The 21,270-nt window shown below is 38.6% G+C and carries 19 protein-coding genes and 1 riboswitch; of the genes, 13 read left to right on the top strand and 6 right to left on the bottom strand.

What is annotated here, in order from left to right:
* The first annotated feature begins 2 nt into the window (after positions 1 to 2).
* From uppS to lpxD, 6 genes are all read left to right on the top strand, one after another.
* The gene (gene uppS, locus DV417_RS00905; RefSeq protein WP_118878019.1) at positions 3 to 722 is read left to right on the top strand and encodes a polyprenyl diphosphate synthase; all 720 of its coding nucleotides are present in this window, start codon (positions 3 to 5) and stop codon (positions 720 to 722) included.
* A gap of 21 nt (positions 723 to 743) precedes the next feature.
* On the top strand, positions 744 to 1,610 hold the full coding sequence (locus tag DV417_RS00900; RefSeq protein ID WP_118878016.1) for a phosphatidate cytidylyltransferase: 867 nt from the start codon (positions 744 to 746) through the stop codon (positions 1,608 to 1,610).
* 9 nt (positions 1,611 to 1,619) lie between these two features.
* Positions 1,620 to 2,951 carry a sigma E protease regulator RseP gene (gene rseP, locus DV417_RS00895; protein WP_118878013.1) on the top strand — a complete coding sequence of 444 codons (1,332 nt, stop codon included), beginning with the start codon at positions 1,620 to 1,622 and terminating at the stop codon, positions 2,949 to 2,951.
* 19 nt (positions 2,952 to 2,970) lie between these two features.
* On the top strand, positions 2,971 to 5,349 hold the full coding sequence (bamA, locus tag DV417_RS00890; RefSeq protein WP_118878011.1) for an outer membrane protein assembly factor BamA: 2,379 nt from the start codon (positions 2,971 to 2,973) through the stop codon (positions 5,347 to 5,349).
* Positions 5,350 to 5,466: 117 nt separating this feature from the next.
* Positions 5,467 to 6,060: an OmpH/Skp family outer membrane protein gene (locus DV417_RS00885; protein ID WP_118861287.1), complete on the top strand. Its 594-nt coding sequence runs from the start codon at positions 5,467 to 5,469 to the stop codon at positions 6,058 to 6,060.
* 12 nt (positions 6,061 to 6,072) lie between these two features.
* Entirely contained in the window at positions 6,073 to 7,098 is a 1,026-nt protein-coding gene (lpxD, locus tag DV417_RS00880; RefSeq protein ID WP_118878008.1) for a UDP-3-O-(3-hydroxymyristoyl)glucosamine N-acyltransferase, read from the top strand.
* 182 nt (positions 7,099 to 7,280) lie between these two features.
* Here the strand turns inward: lpxD and tsf are convergent, their stop codons facing one another.
* From tsf to arcA, 6 genes are all read right to left on the bottom strand, one after another.
* The gene (tsf, locus tag DV417_RS00875; protein WP_005627519.1) at positions 7,281 to 8,132 is read right to left on the bottom strand and encodes a translation elongation factor Ts; all 852 of its coding nucleotides are present in this window, start codon (positions 8,130 to 8,132) and stop codon (positions 7,281 to 7,283) included.
* Between the two features lie 133 nt (positions 8,133 to 8,265).
* Positions 8,266 to 8,988: a 30S ribosomal protein S2 gene (rpsB, locus tag DV417_RS00870; protein ID WP_005645552.1), complete on the bottom strand. Its 723-nt coding sequence runs from the start codon at positions 8,986 to 8,988 to the stop codon at positions 8,266 to 8,268.
* Between the two features lie 177 nt (positions 8,989 to 9,165).
* A complete protein-coding gene (locus DV417_RS00865; protein ID WP_118878005.1) occupies positions 9,166 to 9,930 on the bottom strand; it encodes a class I SAM-dependent methyltransferase in 765 nt (254 codons plus the stop codon).
* A gap of 674 nt (positions 9,931 to 10,604) precedes the next feature.
* A complete protein-coding gene (gene hpf / locus DV417_RS00860) occupies positions 10,605 to 10,928 on the bottom strand; it encodes a ribosome hibernation-promoting factor, HPF/YfiA family (RefSeq protein ID WP_118878001.1) in 324 nt (107 codons plus the stop codon).
* Between the two features lie 235 nt (positions 10,929 to 11,163).
* Entirely contained in the window at positions 11,164 to 12,534 is a 1,371-nt protein-coding gene (locus tag DV417_RS00855; RefSeq protein WP_118877998.1) for an alanine/glycine:cation symporter family protein, read from the bottom strand.
* 111 nt (positions 12,535 to 12,645) lie between these two features.
* A riboswitch (glycine riboswitch) is annotated at positions 12,646 to 12,756 on the bottom strand.
* 198 nt (positions 12,757 to 12,954) lie between these two features.
* Positions 12,955 to 13,665: a two-component system response regulator ArcA gene (arcA, locus tag DV417_RS00850; protein ID WP_065245785.1), complete on the bottom strand. Its 711-nt coding sequence runs from the start codon at positions 13,663 to 13,665 to the stop codon at positions 12,955 to 12,957.
* 190 nt (positions 13,666 to 13,855) lie between these two features.
* Here arcA and DV417_RS00845 point away from each other — a divergent pair, with 190 nt between their 5' ends.
* From DV417_RS00845 to DV417_RS09465, 7 genes are all read left to right on the top strand, one after another.
* The gene (locus tag DV417_RS00845) at positions 13,856 to 15,595 is read left to right on the top strand and encodes a protein-disulfide reductase DsbD (RefSeq protein ID WP_118877995.1); all 1,740 of its coding nucleotides are present in this window, start codon (positions 13,856 to 13,858) and stop codon (positions 15,593 to 15,595) included.
* 111 nt (positions 15,596 to 15,706) lie between these two features.
* The gene (locus DV417_RS00840; protein ID WP_046939059.1) at positions 15,707 to 16,111 is read left to right on the top strand and encodes a DoxX family protein; all 405 of its coding nucleotides are present in this window, start codon (positions 15,707 to 15,709) and stop codon (positions 16,109 to 16,111) included.
* A gap of 181 nt (positions 16,112 to 16,292) precedes the next feature.
* Positions 16,293 to 17,891, top strand: a complete 1,599-nt coding sequence (gene purH / locus DV417_RS00835) for a bifunctional phosphoribosylaminoimidazolecarboxamide formyltransferase/IMP cyclohydrolase (RefSeq protein WP_118877993.1) — start codon at positions 16,293 to 16,295, stop codon at positions 17,889 to 17,891.
* A gap of 181 nt (positions 17,892 to 18,072) precedes the next feature.
* A complete protein-coding gene (purD, locus tag DV417_RS00830; RefSeq protein ID WP_118877990.1) occupies positions 18,073 to 19,362 on the top strand; it encodes a phosphoribosylamine--glycine ligase in 1,290 nt (429 codons plus the stop codon).
* A gap of 24 nt (positions 19,363 to 19,386) precedes the next feature.
* On the top strand, positions 19,387 to 20,610 hold the full coding sequence (locus tag DV417_RS00825) for a DUF711 family protein (protein WP_065250269.1): 1,224 nt from the start codon (positions 19,387 to 19,389) through the stop codon (positions 20,608 to 20,610).
* Between the two features lie 164 nt (positions 20,611 to 20,774).
* Positions 20,775 to 20,933 (top strand): hypothetical protein, encoded by a 159-nt coding sequence (locus tag DV417_RS09485; RefSeq protein WP_239990461.1) that lies wholly within the window; start codon positions 20,775 to 20,777, stop codon positions 20,931 to 20,933.
* 7 nt (positions 20,934 to 20,940) lie between these two features.
* Entirely contained in the window at positions 20,941 to 21,237 is a 297-nt protein-coding gene (locus DV417_RS09465; protein WP_239990460.1) for a hypothetical protein, read from the top strand.
* The last annotated feature ends 33 nt before the right edge of the window (positions 21,238 to 21,270 follow it).

Raw genomic sequence — 21,270 nt, 5'->3', positions numbered from 1 at the left:
TAATGATAGAACTCGATCAAAACAATATTCCAAAACACGTTGCCATTATTATGGATGGTAATGGGCGGTGGGCAAAACAGAAAAATAAAATGCGTATTTTTGGCCATACCAATGGCGTATCTGCAGTTCGTCGAGCAGTAAGTTATGCTCGCCAAACTGGCGTGAATTTTCTTACGCTTTATGCTTTTAGTAGCGAAAATTGGAATCGACCAGAGCAAGAAGTCAGCGCGTTAATGACGCTTTTTATGCAAGCTTTAGATCGCGAAGTGAAAAAATTACATAAAAATAATATTCGCCTGAAAATTATTGGCGATGTATCTCGTTTTAGTGAATCTTTGCAAGATAAAATCTCAAAAGCGGAAAATTTAACAGAAAAAAATACCGCACTTACGCTTAATATTGCTGCAAATTACGGCGGTTGTTGGGATATTGTCCAAGCAGCAAAACAACTCGCAGAAAAAGTAAAAAATAATGAAATGAGCGTTGACGAGATTGATGAAATTGCTTTTCAGCGTCATTTGGTGACACAAGATGAACCACCAGTTGATCTATTGATTCGTACCAGTGGTGAACAACGAATTAGTAATTTTTTATTATGGCAAATTGCATATGCGGAACTTTATTTTTCCGATGTGCTGTGGCCAGATTTTGATGAGGCGGAATTTAACCGCGCCATCGCCTGTTATCAACAACGTCATCGCCGTTTTGGTGGGACAGAATAATTCAATAAATGGATTAAAATTATGCTTAAACAACGAGTTTTATCTGCCATTGTGTTAATCGCAGCAGTGTTATGTGCGCTATTTTTATTCACGCCTTTTTATTTTGCCCTCGCGTTAGGTGCAGTAGCGACTTTAGGCATTTGGGAATGGACTCAGTTTGCCCGCCTTAAACAGCCTTTAGCGCGTTTTTGTGTTGCAGCCTTTTTAGGCGCCTTTATCTTTTTATGGCTCTACACTGAGGGCAACTATTTAGATGCGGGTCGTGTGTTTGAACAGCATCTTCAGCTTTTATTGATGAATGCTGTTGGTTGGTGGATTTTAGCTTTATTGCTTGTAGTGAGTTATCCTAAATCAGCTAAATTTTGGTCTAAAAATCCTCTTTTACAGCTTTTATTTGCCTTTTCTACTTTAATCCCATTTATCGCGGGGGTATTACGTTTACGTTTAGAACACTATACCCATGATCCTTATCACGGCTTATTTTTATTACTTTACGTGTTTGTGCTTGTTTGGGCTGCTGATTCAGGCGCTTATTTTAGCGGACGAGCATTTGGTAAACGTAAACTTGCGCCTAAAGTTTCACCGGGTAAAAGCTGGGAAGGTGTTGTTGGTGGCTTAATTACAGCGTTAGTGCTTGCTTTTGTATTTATTCATTTCTCTGGCGATGCTTTAGTTGGTGAGCGAAATATCACTGGATTCGTTATCCTTTCCGTTGCAACAGTTGCAATTTCAGTATTGGGCGATTTAACTGAAAGTATGTTTAAACGTGAGTCAGGAGTTAAAGACAGCAGTCAATTAATTCCGGGCCATGGTGGTGTATTAGATCGCATTGATAGCTTGACTGCCGCGGTACCTTTTTTCAGCTACTTCTATTTCTTTGTGTTATAAGGATTCTGAATGTCATTTTTGTGGTCGCTAGGTTCTTTTATCATTGCTATTGCGGTATTAGTATCCGTTCACGAATATGGTCACTTTTGGGCGGCGAGAAAGTGCGGTATAAAAGTTCATCGTTTTTCAATTGGCTTTGGTAAGGTAATTTGGAAACGTATCGATAAGCACGGTACAGAATTTGCGGTTTCAATGATCCCTTTAGGCGGCTATGTAAAAATGCTTGATGGACGTAATGAAGCGGTTCCTGTTGAACAAAAGTCACAAGCATTTGACAGTAAAAGTGTATTACAACGCGCATTTGTGATTATTTCAGGTCCTTTGGCAAATTTTATTTTCGCGATTTTTGCCTATTGGGTCATCTACCTTTATGGAATGCCAAGTGTTAAACCTGTGATTGAATCGATAAAGCCAAGTTCAATCGCGGCACAAGCTCATATTGAACCTAATACACAAATTCTAGCGGTTGATGGCGAAGAAACTCAAGATTGGGAAACTATTAATATGCTACTTGCCACAAAAATGGGTGAGCCTAATATTGAGATTACCCTTTCTCCTTTTGGTTCTAATATTGAACAACAACGCACTTTAGATCTTACAAATTGGACTTTTGATCCTGAAAAAGAAAGTGCTTTTGAGGCATTAGGGATTATGCCTATGCATCCTAAATTTGAAATGGTGCTTTCTAAAGTTGTTCAAGGTTCTCCAGCTGAGAAATCAGGTTTACAAATCGGTGATAAAATTTTAAAAGAAAATTTAACCGCACTTCCTTGGCAAGATTTTATAAAACAGGTCGAACAAGGCGAATCTTTTTCTATTAAAGTTGAACGTAATGGGGAAACGCTTGACAAAATTATCACTCCAGTGCGTAATCAGAATGGAAAATGGTTTGTAGGTTTAAGCCCAACTTTCGTAAAATTATCTGATGAATATCATACCGAATTAAAATATGATATTCTTGAATCATTGCAAAAAGGCATTGAAAAGACTGGTCAACTTTCTGTGTTAACCTTGAAAGTGTTAGGAAAATTAATTACGGGTGATTTGTCATTAAACAATTTAAGCGGCCCGATTTCTATTGCTAAAGGTGCTGGTGCATCCGCTAATATTGGATTGGTGTATTTTTTAAGTTTTATGGCATTGATTAGTGTTAATTTAGGCATTATGAATTTATTCCCATTGCCTGTATTAGATGGTGGTCATTTAGTTTTTTTAGCAATGGAAGCTGTTAAAGGAAAACCTGTTTCTGAGCGGGTGCAAAGCATCTGTTATCGAATTGGCGCAGCACTGTTATTAAGCTTAACGGTGTTTGCATTATTTAATGATTTTTTACGTCTATAATTTATATAGGATACAATCGATGAAAAAACTTCTAATCGCAAGTTTATTATTCGGTACGACAACGACTGTGTTTGCCGCACCTTTTGTGGCAAAAGATATTCGTGTGGATGGTGTTCAAGGTGACTTAGAACAACAAATCCGAGCAAGTCTACCTGTTCGTGCCGGTCAGCGTGTGACTGACAATGATGTGGCTAATATTGTCCGCTCTTTATTCGTAAGTGGTCGATTCGATGATGTGAATGCACATCAAGAAGGCGATGTACTTGTTGTTAGCGTTGTGGCTAAATCGATCATTTCAGATGTTAAAATCAAAGGTAACTCTGTTATTCCAACTGAAGCACTTAAACAAAACTTAGATGCTAACGGGTTTAAAGTTGGCGATGTTTTAATTCGAGAAAAATTAAATGAATTTGCAAAAAGTGTGAAAGAGCACTATGCAAGTGTAGGTCGCTATAACGCAACCGTTGAACCTATTGTAAATACGTTACCAAATAATCGTGCTGAAATTTTAATTCAGATCAATGAAGATGATACAGCAAAATTAGCATCATTAACTTTCAATGGTAATGAATCTATTAGTAGCAGTACGTTGCAAGAGCAAATGGAATTACAACCTGATTCTTGGTGGAAATTATGGGGTAATAAATTTGAAGGCGCTCAGTTCGATAAAGATTTACAGTCAATTCGTGATTATTATTTAAATAATGGTTATGCTAAAGCACAAATCACTAAAACTGATGTACAGCTAAATGATGAAAAAACGAAAGTAAATGTAACCATTGATGTAAATGAAGGTTTACAGTATGACCTTCGAAGTGCTCGTATTGTTGGTAATGTGGGTGGTATGGCTTCTGAACTTGAACCGTTACTTTCTTCATTACATTTAAATGACACTTTCCGTCGCAGTGATATCGCCGATGTTGAAAATGCTATTAAAGCAAAATTGGGTGAACGCGGTTACGGTAGTGCAACGGTGAATGCTGTACCTGATTTTGATGATGCAAATAAAACGTTAGCAATTACTTTTGTTGTTGATGCTGGTCGACGTTTAACTGTTCGTCAACTACGCTTTGAAGGAAATACTGTTTCAGCAGATAGTACTTTACGTCAAGAAATGCGCCAACAAGAAGGGGCATGGTATAACTCGCAATTAGTTGAGTTAGGTAAAATCCGTTTAGATCGTACAGGATTCTTCGAAACCGTAGAAAACCGAATTGATCCTGTAAAAGGTACGGATGACGAAGTCGATGTTGTGTATAAAGTTAAAGAGCGTAATACAGGTAGTATCAACTTTGGTATTGGTTACGGTACAGAGAGTGGTATTAGTTATCAAGCTAGTGTTAAACAAGATAATTTCTTGGGAACAGGAGCAGCAGTAAGTATAGCTGGTACGAAAAATGATTATGGTACTAGTGTCAATTTGGGTTATACCGAACCCTACTTTACTAAAGATGGCGTAAGTCTTGGTGGAAATGTTTTCTTTGAAAACTATGATAACTCTAAAAGTGATACATCTTCTAATTATAAACGTACGACTTACGGTGGTAATGTCACTTTAGGTTTCCCTGTAAATGAAAATAACTCTTACTATGTTGGATTGGGTTATACTTATAATAAGATCAGTAACTTTGCTCCAGAATATAACCGTGAATTATATCTTGATTCCATGAATTTTAATGGGAATTCAATCAAAACCAGTGACTTTGATTTTTCTTTTGGTTGGAACTATAACAGCCTTAATCGGGGATACTTCCCAACTAAAGGGGTAAAGGCAAGTCTTGGTGGACGAGTTACAATTCCAGGTTCGGATAACAAATACTACAAATTAAGTGCAGATGTACAAGGTTTCTACCCATTAGACAGAGATCACCGTTGGGTTATATCTGCAAAAGCATCTGCAGGATATGCAAATGGTTTTGGAAACAAGCGTTTACCGTTCTATCAAACTTATACTGCAGGTGGTATTGGTTCATTACGTGGTTTTGCTTATGGTAGTATTGGACCTAATGCAATTTATGCCGATCAACATGGTAATTTTAATAAGATAAGTTCTGATGTGATTGGTGGTAATGCAATCACAACTGCGAGCGCAGAACTTATTGTACCAACACCGTTTGTGAGCGATAAGAGCCAAAATACAGTCCGAACTTCCTTATTTGTTGATGCGGCAAGCGTTTGGAATACTAAATGGAAATCGGATAAGAGTGGGTTAGATAACAATGTATTGAAAAGCTTACCCGATTATGGAAAAGTTAGTCGAGTTCGTGCCTCTGCGGGTGTAGGCTTCCAATGGCAATCCCCTATTGGGCCATTGGTATTCTCTTATGCCAAACCGATTAAAAAATATGAAAATGATGATGTAGAACAGTTCCAATTTAGTATTGGTGGTTCTTTCTAATTAGATTGAACTTTTTTATCATTCGAATGTCAAAGATAACGTTCTCTGCCTAATTTTGTTAGACAGAGAAAATATTAAACTAACCACAATTTAATTTTAATTAAGGATCTTTATCAAATGAAAAACATCGCAAAAGTAACCGCACTTGCTTTAGGTATCGCACTTGCTTCAGGCTATGCTGCAGCTGAAGAAAAAATTGCTTTTATTAATGCAGGTTATATTTTCCAAAATCACCCAGATCGTCAAGCCGTAGCGGATAAACTTGATGCTGAATTTAAACCTGTAGCTGAGAAATTAGCGGCAAGCAAAAAAGAAGTTGATGATAAAATTGCAGCTGCTCGTAAAAAAGTAGAAGCAAAAGTTGCGGCTTTAGAAAAAGATGCACCTCGCTTACGTCAAGCAGATATTCAAAAACGCCAAGAGGAAATTAATAAATTAGGTGCAGCTGAAGATGCTGAATTACAAAAATTAATGCAAGAACAAGATAAAAAAGTTCAAGAGTTCCAAGCGCAAAATGAAAAACGTCAGGCAGAAGAGCGTGGTAAATTATTAGATAGTATTCAAACAGCAACAAATAATTTAGCAAAAGCCAAAGGTTATACTTATGTACTTGATGCAAATTCAGTTGTATTTGCGGTAGAGGGTAAAGACATCACAGAAGAAGTGTTAAAATCTATCCCCGCTTCTGAAAAAGCACAAGAGAAAAAATAATAGGTTCTCATAATGCAAAAATCCTATTCTTTACAAGAATTGGCAACTCAAATCGGCGCTACCGTTCGCGGTAACGCCGATGTTGTTGTTGAGAATATCGCACCACTCGATAAAGCCCAATCAAATCAACTTACTTTTATTTCTAACGCAAAATTCCGTGCATTATTGAAGGATTCTAACGCAGGAATTTTGGTTGTTTCTGAAGGGGATGTTGAACACTGTTCTCCAGAAAGCAATTTACTTATTGTTAAAGATCCTTATGTAGCTTACGCAATTTTAGCTCAATATATGGATGGCACACCAAAGGCTGCGCAAGGCATTGCAAAAAGTGCGGTAATTTTTGATGGTGCATCTTTAGGGAATAATGTTTCAATTGGCGCCAATGCAGTGATTGAAGAAGGTGTTGTACTTGGTGATAACGTGATCATTGGTGCAAATTGCTTTGTTGGTAAAAATACCAAGATAGGTTCAGGCACTCAACTTTGGGCTAATGTCACTGTTTACCATAACGTTGAGATTGGCACTAATTGCTTAATTCAATCAGGAACAGTCATCGGTAGTGATGGTTTTGGTTACGCAAATGATCGTGGTCGTTGGATTAAAATTCCACAAGTAGGGCAAGTAATAATTGGTAATAACGTTGAGATTGGTGCGAATACCTGTATCGATAGAGGCGCATTAGACGCAACAATTATTGAAGATAACGTGATCATCGATAACCTTTGTCAAATTGCACATAATGTTCATATCGGCACAGGTACAGCGGTTGCGGGTGGCGTTATCATGGCGGGTAGTTTGACTGTTGGGCGTTATTGCTTAATTGGTGGTGCAAGCGTGATTAATGGCCATATGGAAATTTGCGATAAAGTCACGATTACTGGAATGGGAATGGTTATGCGCCCAATTACAGAGCCTGGCGTATATTCCTCTGGTATTCCATTGCAAACGAATAAAGAATGGCGTAAAACAGCGACGCTGACATTAGGTATTGATGGAATAAATAAACGTTTAAAAGCGTTAGAAAAGAAAATTTCTTAATTTCTTCTGAAGTTTTATTACAAAATCCACATTTTAAAAGTTTACTATTTAAGTGTGGGTTTTTTATTTTACTAAACGTAACTAAAAAAAGTTTAAGCCCGTTAATTAAGCACAACTTATCCTATAAAACAAATAAGCCCAACTTAAGTTGGGCTTATTAACATATCGTTATCTTTAAAGAATTACGCATTACCGCCAGTGATTTTTGCTACTTCAGCAGCAAAGTCTTCTTCTTTTTTCTCGATACCTTCACCAACTTCTAAACGGATGAAATTAGAAACTGAGGTGTTTACTGATTTTAAGAAATCACCTACAGATACAGAAGGATCCATTACGAATGGTTGGCCAGTTAGTGAAACTTCACCAGTGAATTTCTTCATACGACCTTCAACCATTTTCTCTGCGATTTCTTTTGGTTTGCCAGAGTTAACTGCGATGTCGATTTGGATTTGGCGTTCGTGTTCAACTACTTCTGCTGATACATCTTCTGGATTTACGAATTCAGGTTTAGATGCAGCTACGTGCATAGCTACTTTTTTAAGTTCATCTGCAGAACCTTGACCTGCAACTAATACACCGATTTTTGCGCCGTGTAAGTATTGAGCAATTACTTGACCATCTAAGTAAGCAACACGACGAATATTCATGTTCTCACCAATTTTAGCGACTAATGCAGCACGTTTTTCTTCGAATTGTGCTTGTAATGCTTCGATAGTGGTACCTTTGTTTGCTGCTGCGAAATCAGCTACTTCGTTTGCTAAACCTAAGAAACCAGCATCTTTTGCTACGAAGTCAGTTTCACAGTTCATTTCAACTAATACACCGAAACCATTTTCTACACGAGCAAGGATAACACCTTCAGCGGCAACACGGCCTGCTTTTTTAGCTGCTTTAGCTTGACCTGATTTACGCATGTTGTCGATCGCTAACTCGATATCACCGTTTGCTTCAACTAATGCTTTTTTACATTCCATCATACCTGCGCCGGTACGTTCACGAAGTTCTTTTACTAATGATGCTGTGATTTCAGCCATTTTTAAAATCCTCTGTCGAAAATGCGGTTTATTTTGACCGCACTTTTAGATAAAAATATAGGGGCTAAATTTTAGCCCCTATGCCAATTAATCGTTTGATTATTAAGGGCTTCGCCTTATTGCAAAACTTAAATTATTCTGCGTCAGCTGCTAATTCTTCAGCAACTTGAGCTTCGTTACCACGACCTTCTTTAACCGCTGCTGCAGCTGCAGAAACGTAAAGTTGGATAGCACGAGTCGCATCATCGTTACCAGGGATAACGAAATCTACGCCAGCTGGAGTTGAGTTAGTATCAACGATAGCAAATACAGGAATACCTAGGTTGTTTGCTTCTTTAACTGCGATATGTTCGTGGTCAGCACCAATAACAAATAATGCATCTGGTAAGCCGCCCATATCTTTGATACCGCCAAGGCTTAATTCAAGTTTTTCCATCTCACGGCTACGCATTAACGCTTCTTTTTTGGTTAATTTATCAAAAGTACCGTCTTGAGATTGGGTTTCTAAATCTTTTAAACGTTTAATTGATTGACGAACGGTTTTCCAGTTAGTCAACATACCACCTAACCAACGGTGGTTTACGTAATATTGCTGACAATCTAATGCTGCTGCTTGAACTGCTTCAGACGCTGCACGTTTTGTACCAACGAATAATACTTTACCGTTGTTGCTAGCAATGCGAGTTAATTCCGCTAAAGCTTCGTTGAATAAAGGTAAAGTTTTTTCTAAGTTGATGATGTGAACACCGTTACGAGCACCAAAAATGAAAGGTTTCATTTGTGGGTTCCAGTAACGAGTTTGGTGTCCGAAGTGTACGCCTGCGTTGATCATGTCGCGCATTGAAACTTGTGCCATAATATTTTCCTTTTGTTGGGGTTGAGCCTCCACATATCAGCTAATCGACCGTTTGGCACCCCGATTAAGCCTTGTTGATATGTGTGTGTTGTTAGTAATTAAAAAGCTGCTTTTGAAAGGCAAAAACAGCGGGGCGATTTATACCATAAAGTGCGGTTAAAAACCAGTTTATTTTGTTTATTTCTCCACTTTTCTTGCTTTGATAAATAACAATGGAGGGCGGTGTGATAAATCTTTAAATTCATTATGCCATTGCGGTTGATCGGCAAGCATGGGTTCTTCTATTTGCTCGATTTGAAACCCTGCGAAAATTAAATTATTGATAATTGTCGCAGTTGTTCGATGATAGGTTTGAAAAGGCTGTTTGAACCAATTTCTATTGCGTTCACCCTCTTCTCGATAATGATTTAAACGATAAGCAACTTGCTGTTTTTTGTCATTTTTTTCCCAGCGTTCACCTTCTTTGTGGCAGGTGGTTATCGGGTGTTCTTGTGAGAAAACCAATATGCCATTAGACAAGAGTTTGTTATGGATGGTTGATAATAAGGCTGGGAAATTTTCAATATAATGAAAGGCGAAAGAGCTAGTAATCACATCAAAATGACGTTCTGGTAACTCAGCTAATTTTTCCATTGGTAAGTGATATAAGGAAAAACGCCTTGAAAATTCACCGCACTTTTGCAGATCTTTTTCAGCTTGTTCAAGCATTTTTTCGGAAAGATCGGTTCCGATAACTTTAGCCGCGCCTCGTTCTAGATAAAGTTGTAAATGCCCTCCCGTGCCACAGCCTAAATCGAGTAATTTTTTCCCTTTTAAATCAGGCAATAATGAGAGCATAGTGGGCTTTTCAATAATTTCATTGAGGCTAATTGGATTTGCGCGGAGTTTCTGATAAAGCTCAAAGAAGTTTTCTTTGTCATAAACGCTAGTTTTATTATTCATCTCGTATCCTATATTACAAATAAAAAGGAGAATATTGATCTGTTGCCCCCAAATTTATATTAGACAACTAACTGATTAAAGTGTAGATTTTTTATGACTAACTACAAGCAACTCTTCAAACAATAAGTGCTCAATGTTTATCTTCAATGCAGTAAAAATCATTTTCTCCCCTAAGGCATCTTAAACGTCCCGAACAAACATTACATCGTTGAATGTAAACAATTTAATCTTGGTAGAATCAATGGTTACAAGTCTTTGAAAGACAAGGTATAAACAGCTTAATGCCTAAAAGGCATCCAACGCACTAAAATGCTACTTAAGTCCAAAATACGAGAAGAAACGTTAGAATTAGAGAAGCTCAAACTTTATGCGGAGAATACTATTCTAGAAAAGTTATAAGTCTCAACTAACAGAAAAAGCCACAATCGTCAAAGCATTAAGGATAGACTTTCTAATTCAGATATTGCTTGATTTAACGGCGTTAGCACTCAATGTTTTCTTTTGTCATGAAAAGTGGATATTCATTATTACCACCATGAGAGTATTCGGTGTAAACTAAAAAACTAAGCCCTGTGAATCACAGAGCTTAGTCCTTGATTTAATAACTTAACTTTTTTTGGAGGGATAAAATTTCACCGCTCTTTTGCTTTTCTTTGTTTAGTTTATTTTCAATACTAGTTTTCAAACGAATCTTTTAAGCGTTCATCTGCTCGTCGAGATTCACTTTTATGTTGAAGTTTATTAAGCTGACGTTCCAATTTTTCTTCAACTTCATTAATTGCTTTATACATATCATCTGAGGTTGCACTTGCCAATAAATTGCCCAGTCGCGTGCCAATAGATGCTTCTACAGTAAATCCATTCGGTACTTTGTTTAAAACAAAATGGGGGTTAATTAACTGTGTTTGCCATTTACCTAATTTAGCAAGTCTTTCCTCCACGTGTTCACGAATTGCAGGGGTGATTTCCATTTGTTTGCTGGTGATATTAAGTGTCATAGCATTTACCTCTTTGTTGCGTGATTTACAGTTTTCTTTAATTACAAAATAGCCTTGTTAATTCAGGTTTTCAAGGGCTTTAAGAGGAAATGTCAAAGTAATTTTTAAAAATATGATCTATGTCTAATTTCTGAAAAAAGCTGCTTTTCTTTCTAAGATAAGTTGTTAAGATGGGAAATTGTGATAAGAAAAAAGGTGTGGATATTGACTGTATCCACACCTTTTTTTCATTTGATTATTCTACGATTTCATCTTGATCGTGATGATTTATTTTCAAGCGTTGGAAATAATCTTTTGTTTCTTCAATCACAACTTTTCGCAATCCAATGAGAGCGATGAGATTTGGAAAGGCCATTAAACCATTTACGATATCGGCGATAATCCATATTAAATTTAAGTGTAAGAATGAGCCTAACCCCACCAACACAATATAAGCTAAACGATATAGTTTTACGCCACGAATACCAACGAGATAAACAAAACAACGTTCACCGTAGTAACACCAGCCTAAAATAGTTGTGAATGCAAAAAATAATAAACCGACAGTTACAATCGTTGCGCCAATTGATGTCCCTAAGCCTTGTGCAAAGGCGTAGTTTGTGACTGTTGCACCCGCTAATTCAGGGTTATTCCAAGCGCCTGTTAACACTAATACAATGCCTGTCATTGTACAAACGATGATGGTATCCAAGAATGTACCTGTCATGGAAATTAAGCCTTGGCGAACAGGTTCACGAGTTTGTGCCGCTGCGGCTGCAATTGGTGCGCTTCCTAAACCTGATTCATTGGAGAATATACCTCGAGCGACACCTGATTGAATAGCCTTCATTACAGTGAAGCCAACAGCGCCACCTAGCGCAGCTTGCGGATCAAAAGCACTATAAATAATTAATGAGATCGCATCTGGTACTTTTTCTATATTTAAAAGGATAATAACCAGTGAAGTAGTGACATATAAAATCGCCATAAACGGTACAATTAGCGATGATGCGGTTGCAATACGTTTTACACCACCAAGAATGATTAAGCCGACTAACAGAGTCACAATAATTGCAGTAACTAAAACAGGAATATTAAAAGTATCTTGCATTGCATGGGTAATCGCATTGACCTGTGGGAATGTACCGATCCCGAAAAAGGCAACCATTACACCAAATAATGCAAATAATTTTGCTAGCCATTTGATGCCTAGACCGCGTTCAATGTAATACATTGGACCGCCAGCCATAAAGCCATTTTTATCGCGAACACGGTATTTTACCGCGAGCAAGCATTCGGCATATTTTGTTGCCATTCCTAATAAGGCAACCAGCCACATCCAAAAAATAGCGCCAGGCCCACCTGCTTGTACAGCAGTTGCAACGCCTACAATATTACCAGTTCCGATTGTTGCTGCTAATGCGGTACAAAGTGCGGCAAAAGATGACACATCACCTTTTCCACCTTTATCTTTTTTAAATAAATAACCCAGCGCACGTGGTAAATAGCGAATTTGAATAAAGCCTAAACGTAGCGTTAAATAGAGCCCTGTGCCCGATAAGAGTATGAGTAGCGGAGCGCCCCAAATAAAGCTATCAATATCTGAAAGAATTGACTCAATTGTCATGTGATTCCTCGTCGTTTAAATCAAAAATAAACACGACAAGAAGACGAAAAGATACAATGGAAAAGAAAGTGCGGTGAAAAGATAGATAATTTCCACACTTACGATAGATTGTCTTTTGCCCCTGTCCTTTTGCCTGAGCGTTTGAAAAACGATTGAAAAATTAACCGCTCTTTTGCGCCTTCGGCGTCCATTTCTAAAATGGATCTCTCCAAGGGTTCGTCCAGTAACAGTCCCTGCCATCGCACCTGAAAGATTTTACATCGTCGGTGTGGGGTCTATTCCCCGCTCTCCAGCTACCTTCATCCGAACTCACTTTTCATTATGACAATCACAATGAAAGCGTGTGAATTCTATCAAAATGGGAAATTAATTTCAAAAAGGAATTTTAAAATAGCCTCTCAGTTGATAGAAATAATGGCTTTATTCTATATCCCCACAAAAACGATATCCTTCACCATGCACCGTCATAATGATATTTGGGGTATTAGGATGATCTTCAAAATGTTTTCTAATGCGTCGAATTGTGACATCTACGGTACGATCCTGAGGTTTCAATTCACGTCCCGTCATTTTTTTTAGTAATTCTTCGCGAGTTTGTAATTTTCCTGGATTTTCACAGAAATGCAGCATTGCACGAAATTCACTGCGCGGAAGTTTAAATTCTTCACCTTCTGGCGTAATTAAACTGTGACTATTTAAATCTAATTTCCAGCCATTAAAACGATAGAATTCTCGACCAAATGTATTTTCTTTTTCTTGATGTGGCATTGTTCGATGCAATAAATTCCGTGCACGGATAGTCAATTCTCGAGGGTTAAAAGGCTTAGTCAAATAATCGTCGGCACCGATTTCTAGCCCTAGAATTTTATCGACTTCATTATCACGACCAGTTAAGAATATAAGCGGCAAGTTGAGTTCTTCGCGGAGCTCTCTTGCTAATAATAAACCGTTTTTACCTGGTAAATTAATATCCATTACAACCAAATTTATATTGTGGTTTTCTAACATGTGATGCATCTCTGCACCATTTTCTGCTTCAAGCACATCATACCCTTCCGCTTCAAAAATCCCTTTAAGCGTATTTCGGGTAACGATTTCATCTTCAACAACGAGAATTTGTGGAGTAGCCATTTTCCATCCTTATACTTATTTTGGTGTATGCTATCATGATTCCATTCTAGCGGTGTAACATTGTTGTAACAATAAAAAAGTGCGGTTATTTTTTATAAGATTTTCCTTTTTATGATCTAAATCATAGTTTTAGATATTCAAGTTTCTTTGTGATAGAATTTCGCGCATTTTTACTTTTCCTTTCAATTCTATGAAAAAACTTTTTCTTTTTTTTACACTGATTTTTACCGCACTTGCAGCTAATGCAGGTCTATTTGATAAAAAACAATCTTTCTTGAAAGTAGATGATGCTTTTGCATTCTCTGCCACTTTATCTACGGATAAAAGTCAGTTACAGGTTCATTGGGACATTGCCGATGGCTATTATCTATATCAAGATAAGATCAGTGCTGAATTAGTGGGTAAATCGGATTCTCTCACTTTGCATGCTCAGCAAACCGCTGAATTACATCAAGATCCTTATTTTGGTGAAGTGAAGGTGTTTACTCGCTCAATTGATGGCGTATTTAGCGGAGCATTTAGTCATTCTGATGATCAGCTTGAAATCACTTATCAAGGATGTACCGAAGGTTTTTGCTATCCGCCTGAAACTAAAGTATTACGAATTGGGGATTTAGCCGTTTCTCAAGAGAAAACTGTCGAAAAAACACTTGAAAAAAATACCGCACTTTTATCTGAACAAGATCGTTTAGCTGATGGTTTATTCCATAGTAAATGGGCGATTTTTGGTTTCTTCTTATTGGGATTAGGATTGGCTTTTACGCCTTGCGTATTGCCAATGTTACCGTTGCTTTCTGCCATTGTTATCGGTCAGCAACAACGTCCAAATATGATGCGAGCGTTTAGTTTAGCTTTTCTTTATGTTCAAGGCATGGCACTGACTTACACCTTGTTAGGGCTCGCAGTAGCGGCTATCGGTTTGCCGTTTCAAATTGCCTTGCAACATCCTTATGTGATGATCGGGCTTTCTATTTTATTTGTTGTTCTTGCCCTTTCAATGTTTGGCTTATTTACTATTCAATTGCCAAATAGCTTACAAAATAAATTGAATACATGGAGCCAAAAACAAACCTCAGGTGCTTTTGGCGGTTCCTTTGCGATGGGCATGATTGCTGGGCTTGTGGCATCACCTTGCACATCTGCACCACTTTCTGGTGCTTTACTTTATGTTGCGCAAAGTGGTGATTTATTCACAGGCGCAGCAACCCTTTATTTACTCGCACTTGGTATGGGCGTGCCGCTAATGTTAATCACATTGTTTGGTAATAAAATTTTGCCAAAATCAGGTGAGTGGATGAACACAGTGAAACAAACATTCGGCTTTGTTATGTTAGCATTACCTGTGTTTTTACTTTCTCGTATTTTGCCTGAAGTATGGGAGCCACGCTTATGGGCTGGATTAGCGACAGCATTCTTTATTTGGTTTGCGTTGCAGATGCCTAAGAGCGGTTTTGGCTATGCCATTAAAATTATTAGTTTTGCGTTGGCTATGGTTTCCGTACAACCTTTGCAAAATTGGATTTGGCAAACTCAGGCAACAACAGAAAGTGCGGTAGAAAATAAGCCTGTTTCTCAGGTTAAATTTAAGCAAATTAAAAATATTGAAGAACTTGACCGCACTTTAGCGGAAAATCCGCATTCGATCGCAATGTTGGATTTATACGCGGATTGGTGTGTTGCTTGTAAAGAATTTGAAAAGCTGACTTTTTCAGATCCAAAAGTGCAACAGCAATTTCAAAATATCTTATTGTTACAAGTGAATATGACAAAGAATAGCCCTGAAAATAAAGCATTAATGGAGCGCTTTAATGTGATGGGATTACCCACAATTTTATTTTTTGATAAGCAAAATAATGAGATTCAAGGAAGTAGGGTAACGGGCTTTATGGATGCTGATTCTTTTTCTAGTTGGATTGAAAAGCTACTTTAGTTATTTTTTACTTTTGGTGAAAAGTATTTTTCAATTTTGATTATTGTTTAACTATCCGTTAAAGATTAATATGACGCCGTTTTAATTCATCTTTAAACAAAAGGAAAGCAAATGAACAATCTTGAAAAATATCGCCCTTATGTATTGGCTCTATTACGCATCACGGCTGCTTACATGTTTATTTTGCATGGTACAGCAAAATTTTGGGAGTTCCCAATTTCTATGACGGGTGGAAATGGTCCAGTCGGTGACTCTATGATGATTGTAGGTGGCGTGATTGAAATTGTCGGCTCAATCTTATTAATTTTAGGATTATTTACGCGCCCAGCTGCGTTTATTTTATCTGGCCAAATGGCTTTTGCGTATTTCTTTATGCATGTGGCTGGAAAAGGGAATTTACTATTCCCAATTGCAAATGGCGGTGAGCTTGCGTTACTTTACTCTGTACTCTTCTTATATTTTGTATTTTTTGGTGCAGGTGCTTGTGCCTTAGATAACAAGTTTTTTAAAAAGTAGTTTAGTTGTAGTTTCATAATTTAATCCTTTTATTTGCCCACATTTATGTGGGCTTTTTTATGCTTAAAATTTACCGCACTTTATTCTGATTACATTTTATTTAATCTTTTCTATATCTGCGCAAACGTTTGCGCTATAATTCACTCTGCTTATTTTTAACCATTTAATGAAGGAAAATGTAATGACAGATCGTCCAATTCGTCAGGCTTTACTGAGTGTTTCTGATAAAACCGGTATCGTAGAATTTGCTCAAGGCTTAGTACAGCGTGGTGTAAAACTACTTTCCACAGGCGGTACCGCAAAATTGCTAGAGCAGCATGGTTTGCCAGTGACTGAAGTGTCTGATTATACGGGATTCCCAGAAATGATGGACGGTCGTGTAAAAACCTTACATCCAAAAGTACATGGCGGTATTCTTGGTCGTCGTGGTACAGATGATGCCATCATGCAGCAACATGGCATTGAAGGCATTGATATGGTTGTCGTGAATTTATATCCGTTTGCTGCCACTGTGGCGAAACCAGATTGTACCTTGTCTGATGCGGTAGAAAATATCGATATCGGTGGCCCAACCATGGTGCGTTCTGCAGCGAAAAACCATAAAGATGTGGCGATCGTAGTGAATAATCATGATTTCAACGCTATTCTTGCGGAGATGGATAAACACCAAAACAGCCTAACACTTGAAACTCGTTTTGACCTTGCGATTAAAGCATTTGAACATACCGCTCAATATGATTCCATGATTGCCAACTACTTTGGACAAATGGTAAAACCGTATCATGTGGCAGAGGAAGAAGATGCGAATGCGAAGTGCGGTCAATTCCCACGTACTTTAAATCTTAACTTCGTGCGTAAACAAACCATGCGTTACGGTGAAAATGCCCATCAAAATGCTGCCTTCTATGTTGATTTGAATGTGAAAGAGGCGAGCGTGGCTACGGCTAATCAACTCCAAGGTAAAGCCTTGTCTTACAATAATATTGCAGACACCGATGCGGCACTTGAATGTGTGAAAGAATTTGATGAGCCAGCTTGTGTGATTGTTAAACACGCTAATCCATGCGGTGTGGCTTTAGGTAAAGATATTTTAGACGCCTATAATCGCGCTTACCAAACCGATCCAACTTCTGCATTTGGCGGCATTATTGCTTTCAACCGTGAATTAGACGAAAAAACCGCGAATGAAATTGTGGAGCGTCAATTCGTTGAAGTAATTATTGCACCGAAAGTTTCTGCTGAAGCGCAAGAAGTGGTGAAACGCAAGAAAAATGTTCGTTTGCTTGAATGTGGTGAATGGACCTCTCGTTCTGAACGTTTAGATTTCAAACGTGTAAATGGCGGTTTATTAGTACAAGATGCAGATTTAGGCATGGTTGGTTTGGATGATTTAAAAGTGGTGAGTAAACGTCAACCAACAGAACAAGAATTAAAAGACTTATTATTCTGCTGGAAAGTGGCGAAATTCGTGAAATCCAATGCCATTGTTTACGCCAAAGATAACCAAACCATCGGCATTGGTGCAGGTCAAATGAGCCGTGTGTATTCGGCCAAAATTGCAGGTATCAAAGCACAGGATGAAGGCTTGACCGTAGCTGGTTGTGTGATGGCATCTGATGCGTTCTTCCCATTCCGTGACGGTATTGATGCTGCAGCGAAAGTAGGGATTCAATGTGTGATTCATCCGGGCGGTTCAATGCGCGATCAGGAAGTGATTGATGCGGCAGATGAGCATAATATGGTGATGGTATTGACCGGAATGCGGCATTTTAGACATTAATTTATGCAGCAACTTCGCTTAATGAGCGACTTACTTATTCCCCCCTCTTTCGTAAAGAGGGGGTGAGGGGGAGATTTAAACGATGCTAAATGTACTATGAGGTTGAAATAACTTCTGCCAAATCTCCCCTACCCCTCTTTGCTAAAGAGGGGATTAAATTCAAAAAGATACAAGGAGCATTATGAACATCCTCATCATCGGAAACGGCGGTCGTGAACACGCCCTCGCTTGGAAAGCGGCGCAATCTCCATTAGCGGATAAAATTTTTGTTGCACCGGGCAATGCCGGAACGGCATTAGAACAAAAGGTCGAAAACGTTAATATCAGTGCAACGGATATTCCTTCATTGGTTAAATTTGCCCAAGATAACCACATTGATTTAACGATCGTGGGGCCTGAAGCGCCACTTGTGATTGGGGTGGTGGACGCTTTTCGTGCTGCGGGTTTAAACATTTTCGGACCAACGCAAGCGGCTGCGCAATTGGAAGGTTCCAAAGCCTTTACTAAAGATTTCTTATCCCGTCATAAAATCCCAACCGCAGAATATCAAAATTTCATCGAAGTCGAACCGGCATTGGCTTACTTGCGTGAAAAAGGCGCGCCAATTGTCGTTAAAGCGGATGGCTTGGCGGCTGGCAAAGGCGTGATTGTGGCGATGACATTGCAAGAAGCGGAAGACGCAGTGCGCGATATGCTTTCCGGCAATGCCTTTGGTGAAGCCGGTAGTCGAGTGGTCATTGAAGAATTTTTAGATGGCGAAGAGGCGAGCTTTATCGTCATGGTGGACGGCAAAAATGTCGAACCTATGGCGACCAGTCAAGACCACAAGCGTGTGGGTGAGAAAGACACGGGCTTAAACACCGGCGGTATGGGGGCTTATTCTCCTGCGCCTGTGGTGACACCTGAAATTCATGCGCGGGTAATGCGTGAAGTGATCTATCCAACGGTCAACGGCATGGCGGCAGAGGGCAATATTTACACCGGTTTCTTGTATGCCGGTTTGATGATCATGCCGAATGGCCAGCCGAAAGTGATCGAATTTAACTGCCGTTTTGGTGATCCGGAAACCCAACCGATTATGTTACGTTTGGAATCGGATTTGGTGGAGCTTTGTCTTAAAGCCTGTGATGGCAAATTAGACGAAGTGAAATCCCAATGGAATCCGAAAGCTTCTTTAGGTATCATATTGGCAGCAGAAGGCTATCCGGGCGATTATCGCAAAGGCGATGAAATCAGCGGTTTGCCTCAAAGTGCGGTCGAAAATGAGAAAGTTTTTTTGGCGGGCGTAGAAGCGAAAGCGGGCAAGTTAGTCACCAACGGCGGCCGCGTGCTTTGTGCTACGGCATTAGGAGAAAGCGTATTTGAGGCACAACAGAAAGCGCTGAAACTGGCTGAACAAATTCAATGGAACGGTCATTTTTATCGCCGTGATATCGGCTATCGCGCTGTGGCTCGTGAGCAGAAAAAATAACTACATTTAATGTTAAGGGATCGAATGGATTATAAAAATAAAGAATTATGTCGTTTTCGTACCATAAGTTTTTTTCTAACGTTACATAAAAATAAAACGCAATGGGAAGACGCCCTTTATTCAGTCAAACGTGATGTGGATTTGTTATTGCCAGCTGTGCAGAAAGCAGGTTATACCTTGCAATCGATTCGAGTGATTACCAATCCCTTTGGTGAATATTTGGATTTAACCAATTTGCAGACGGCAAAAGCAGATTTGCAGTATTTAACGGAGTTACTGAATAAATTTAATGAAAGTGGAATTCGTCTTCGATTTGCAATAGGCGCGGCGAGAAATAAAGAGGAAATAGCGTTATTGCCAGAGTTAATCGCAGCTTATGGTGACTTGTGTAATGCCTGTGTTAATGTGCCATTAGATGAAAATGGCGTGTTAGATAATGAACTTATTGAGCAATCTGTTTATGCGGTACAACGGATTGCAAATATCACACCACGTGGCGAAGGTAACTTTAATTTTACTGTGAATTTTAACTGCAAGCCATTTATTCCTTATTTCCCCGCCGGTTATCATCTAAGTCATTTACCAAATAGTTTTGTCATTGGTTTAGAAACGCCTGATTTATTAGTCGAAGTATTAAAATCTGTACCCAAATCACCTCATAATCAATTTTATGCGGATTGTTATCAAGCGATGTCGCAAGCGTTGCAATATCATGTAGATCAAGTATTAGAGATGTTAAGTGCGGTCAAATTATCAGGTGAATTTGAATTTGCAGGCATTGATAGTTCGGCGGCACCATCTAAAAATTGTTCATCCATGACAAAAGTGTATGAATTAATGGGATTGCCCTATTTTGGTGCGGCTGGTTCAGTAGAGGTTTCTGCTTTACTGACAAAAATCTTTAAATCAATCCAGCGTGTACCATTGGTTGGATTTTCTGGATTAATGTTGGCGGTGACAGAAGATTTAGGTTTAGCCGAAGGGACACAAAAACACTATTTTGATATTCGCGCTTTACTAACTTATAGCGCCGTATGTGGTATCGGTTTAGATACGGTTCCTGTGGCGGGAAATGCTAAGGCTGAAAGCATCGCAGCTATTATGCGTGATACGGGAACGATGGCATTTCGCTTAAATAAACCTCTAACTGTGCGTTTATTCCCCATTCCGAATAAGATTGCAGGTGAAATATCCGAATTTGAGAGTGATGATTTATGTAACTGCCGCCTTTTACATATTCCGGATTAAAAAAATTTTCCCTACTTTGTATTGATGAATGTTATCTCTACTGTTAGTAAAAGAAATATCTCATGAGAAAATTAATATTGGGTAGTCTTGTCGCCGTATTGCTATCGGGATATGCAACGGCACATTAGCAAACCGAAGAGAAAAAAGCGTTGGTAGGCGATTGGATGCGTCATATGAAACCAGCCGCCAAGGAGCCTTTGCCAGTTGAGCATTTTGATTATGTCACTTATCGAGCGGATCAAACCGTGCTGATGCGTGGTATCTCTCAGATTGATACAAAAGAAGGTTGGATGCGCTATTTATTGCAAGCCAAAGCCAAATAGCAGGCAAGTGATGGTAAGTTATGATTTTACCGTTCGTCTATTTAAAACCGCCCATTCACCACTAGTCGCAAAAATTATTGAACAATCTCCAGAATTTAAAGAATTAGATAAGGAATTTGTTTCACCTTGTAATAGCTGTGGTAATCATTTGGATATGAAGATTAAAATGAAAAGCCCAACAAGGATGACCAATTTTAATACTTATACGAAAGAAACCAGCCAATGCCGTAAACTTGGTGCTGGCGAGAAAACAAAAGAAGTTAAACTAATTGAGACATTAGTGAAAGAAAAAAGCCTGATTTAGATAAATGAATGTTTTTCATTGTAATAATGAAAA

This window comes from Haemophilus haemolyticus (assembly GCF_003490935.1).
GTDB lineage: Bacteria > Pseudomonadota > Gammaproteobacteria > Enterobacterales > Pasteurellaceae > Haemophilus > Haemophilus haemolyticus_M.
The sequence above is the reverse complement of the archived record's forward strand: the minus strand, read 5'-3'. Positions and strand labels throughout refer to the sequence as shown.

Coding starts and splice junctions, on each gene's coding strand:
- uppS (WP_118878019.1), top strand. CDS start 3: ATGATAGAACTCGATCAAAACAATATTCCAAAACACGTTGCCATTATT.
- DV417_RS00900 (WP_118878016.1), top strand. CDS start 744: ATGCTTAAACAACGAGTTTTATCTGCCATTGTGTTAATCGCAGCAGTG.
- rseP (WP_118878013.1), top strand. CDS start 1,620: ATGTCATTTTTGTGGTCGCTAGGTTCTTTTATCATTGCTATTGCGGTA.
- bamA (WP_118878011.1), top strand. CDS start 2,971: ATGAAAAAACTTCTAATCGCAAGTTTATTATTCGGTACGACAACGACT.
- DV417_RS00885 (WP_118861287.1), top strand. CDS start 5,467: ATGAAAAACATCGCAAAAGTAACCGCACTTGCTTTAGGTATCGCACTT.
- lpxD (WP_118878008.1), top strand. CDS start 6,073: ATGCAAAAATCCTATTCTTTACAAGAATTGGCAACTCAAATCGGCGCT.
- tsf (WP_005627519.1), bottom strand. CDS start 8,132: ATGGCTGAAATCACAGCATCATTAGTAAAAGAACTTCGTGAACGTACC.
- rpsB (WP_005645552.1), bottom strand. CDS start 8,988: ATGGCACAAGTTTCAATGCGCGACATGATCAACGCAGGCGTACACTTC.
- DV417_RS00865 (WP_118878005.1), bottom strand. CDS start 9,930: ATGAATAATAAAACTAGCGTTTATGACAAAGAAAACTTCTTTGAGCTT.
- hpf (WP_118878001.1), bottom strand. CDS start 10,928: ATGACACTTAATATCACCAGCAAACAAATGGAAATCACCCCTGCAATT.
- DV417_RS00855 (WP_118877998.1), bottom strand. CDS start 12,534: ATGACAATTGAGTCAATTCTTTCAGATATTGATAGCTTTATTTGGGGC.
- arcA (WP_065245785.1), bottom strand. CDS start 13,665: ATGGCTACTCCACAAATTCTCGTTGTTGAAGATGAAATCGTTACCCGA.
- DV417_RS00845 (WP_118877995.1), top strand. CDS start 13,856: ATGAAAAAACTTTTTCTTTTTTTTACACTGATTTTTACCGCACTTGCA.
- DV417_RS00840 (WP_046939059.1), top strand. CDS start 15,707: ATGAACAATCTTGAAAAATATCGCCCTTATGTATTGGCTCTATTACGC.
- purH (WP_118877993.1), top strand. CDS start 16,293: ATGACAGATCGTCCAATTCGTCAGGCTTTACTGAGTGTTTCTGATAAA.
- purD (WP_118877990.1), top strand. CDS start 18,073: ATGAACATCCTCATCATCGGAAACGGCGGTCGTGAACACGCCCTCGCT.
- DV417_RS00825 (WP_065250269.1), top strand. CDS start 19,387: ATGGATTATAAAAATAAAGAATTATGTCGTTTTCGTACCATAAGTTTT.
- DV417_RS09485 (WP_239990461.1), top strand. CDS start 20,775: ATGCGTCATATGAAACCAGCCGCCAAGGAGCCTTTGCCAGTTGAGCAT.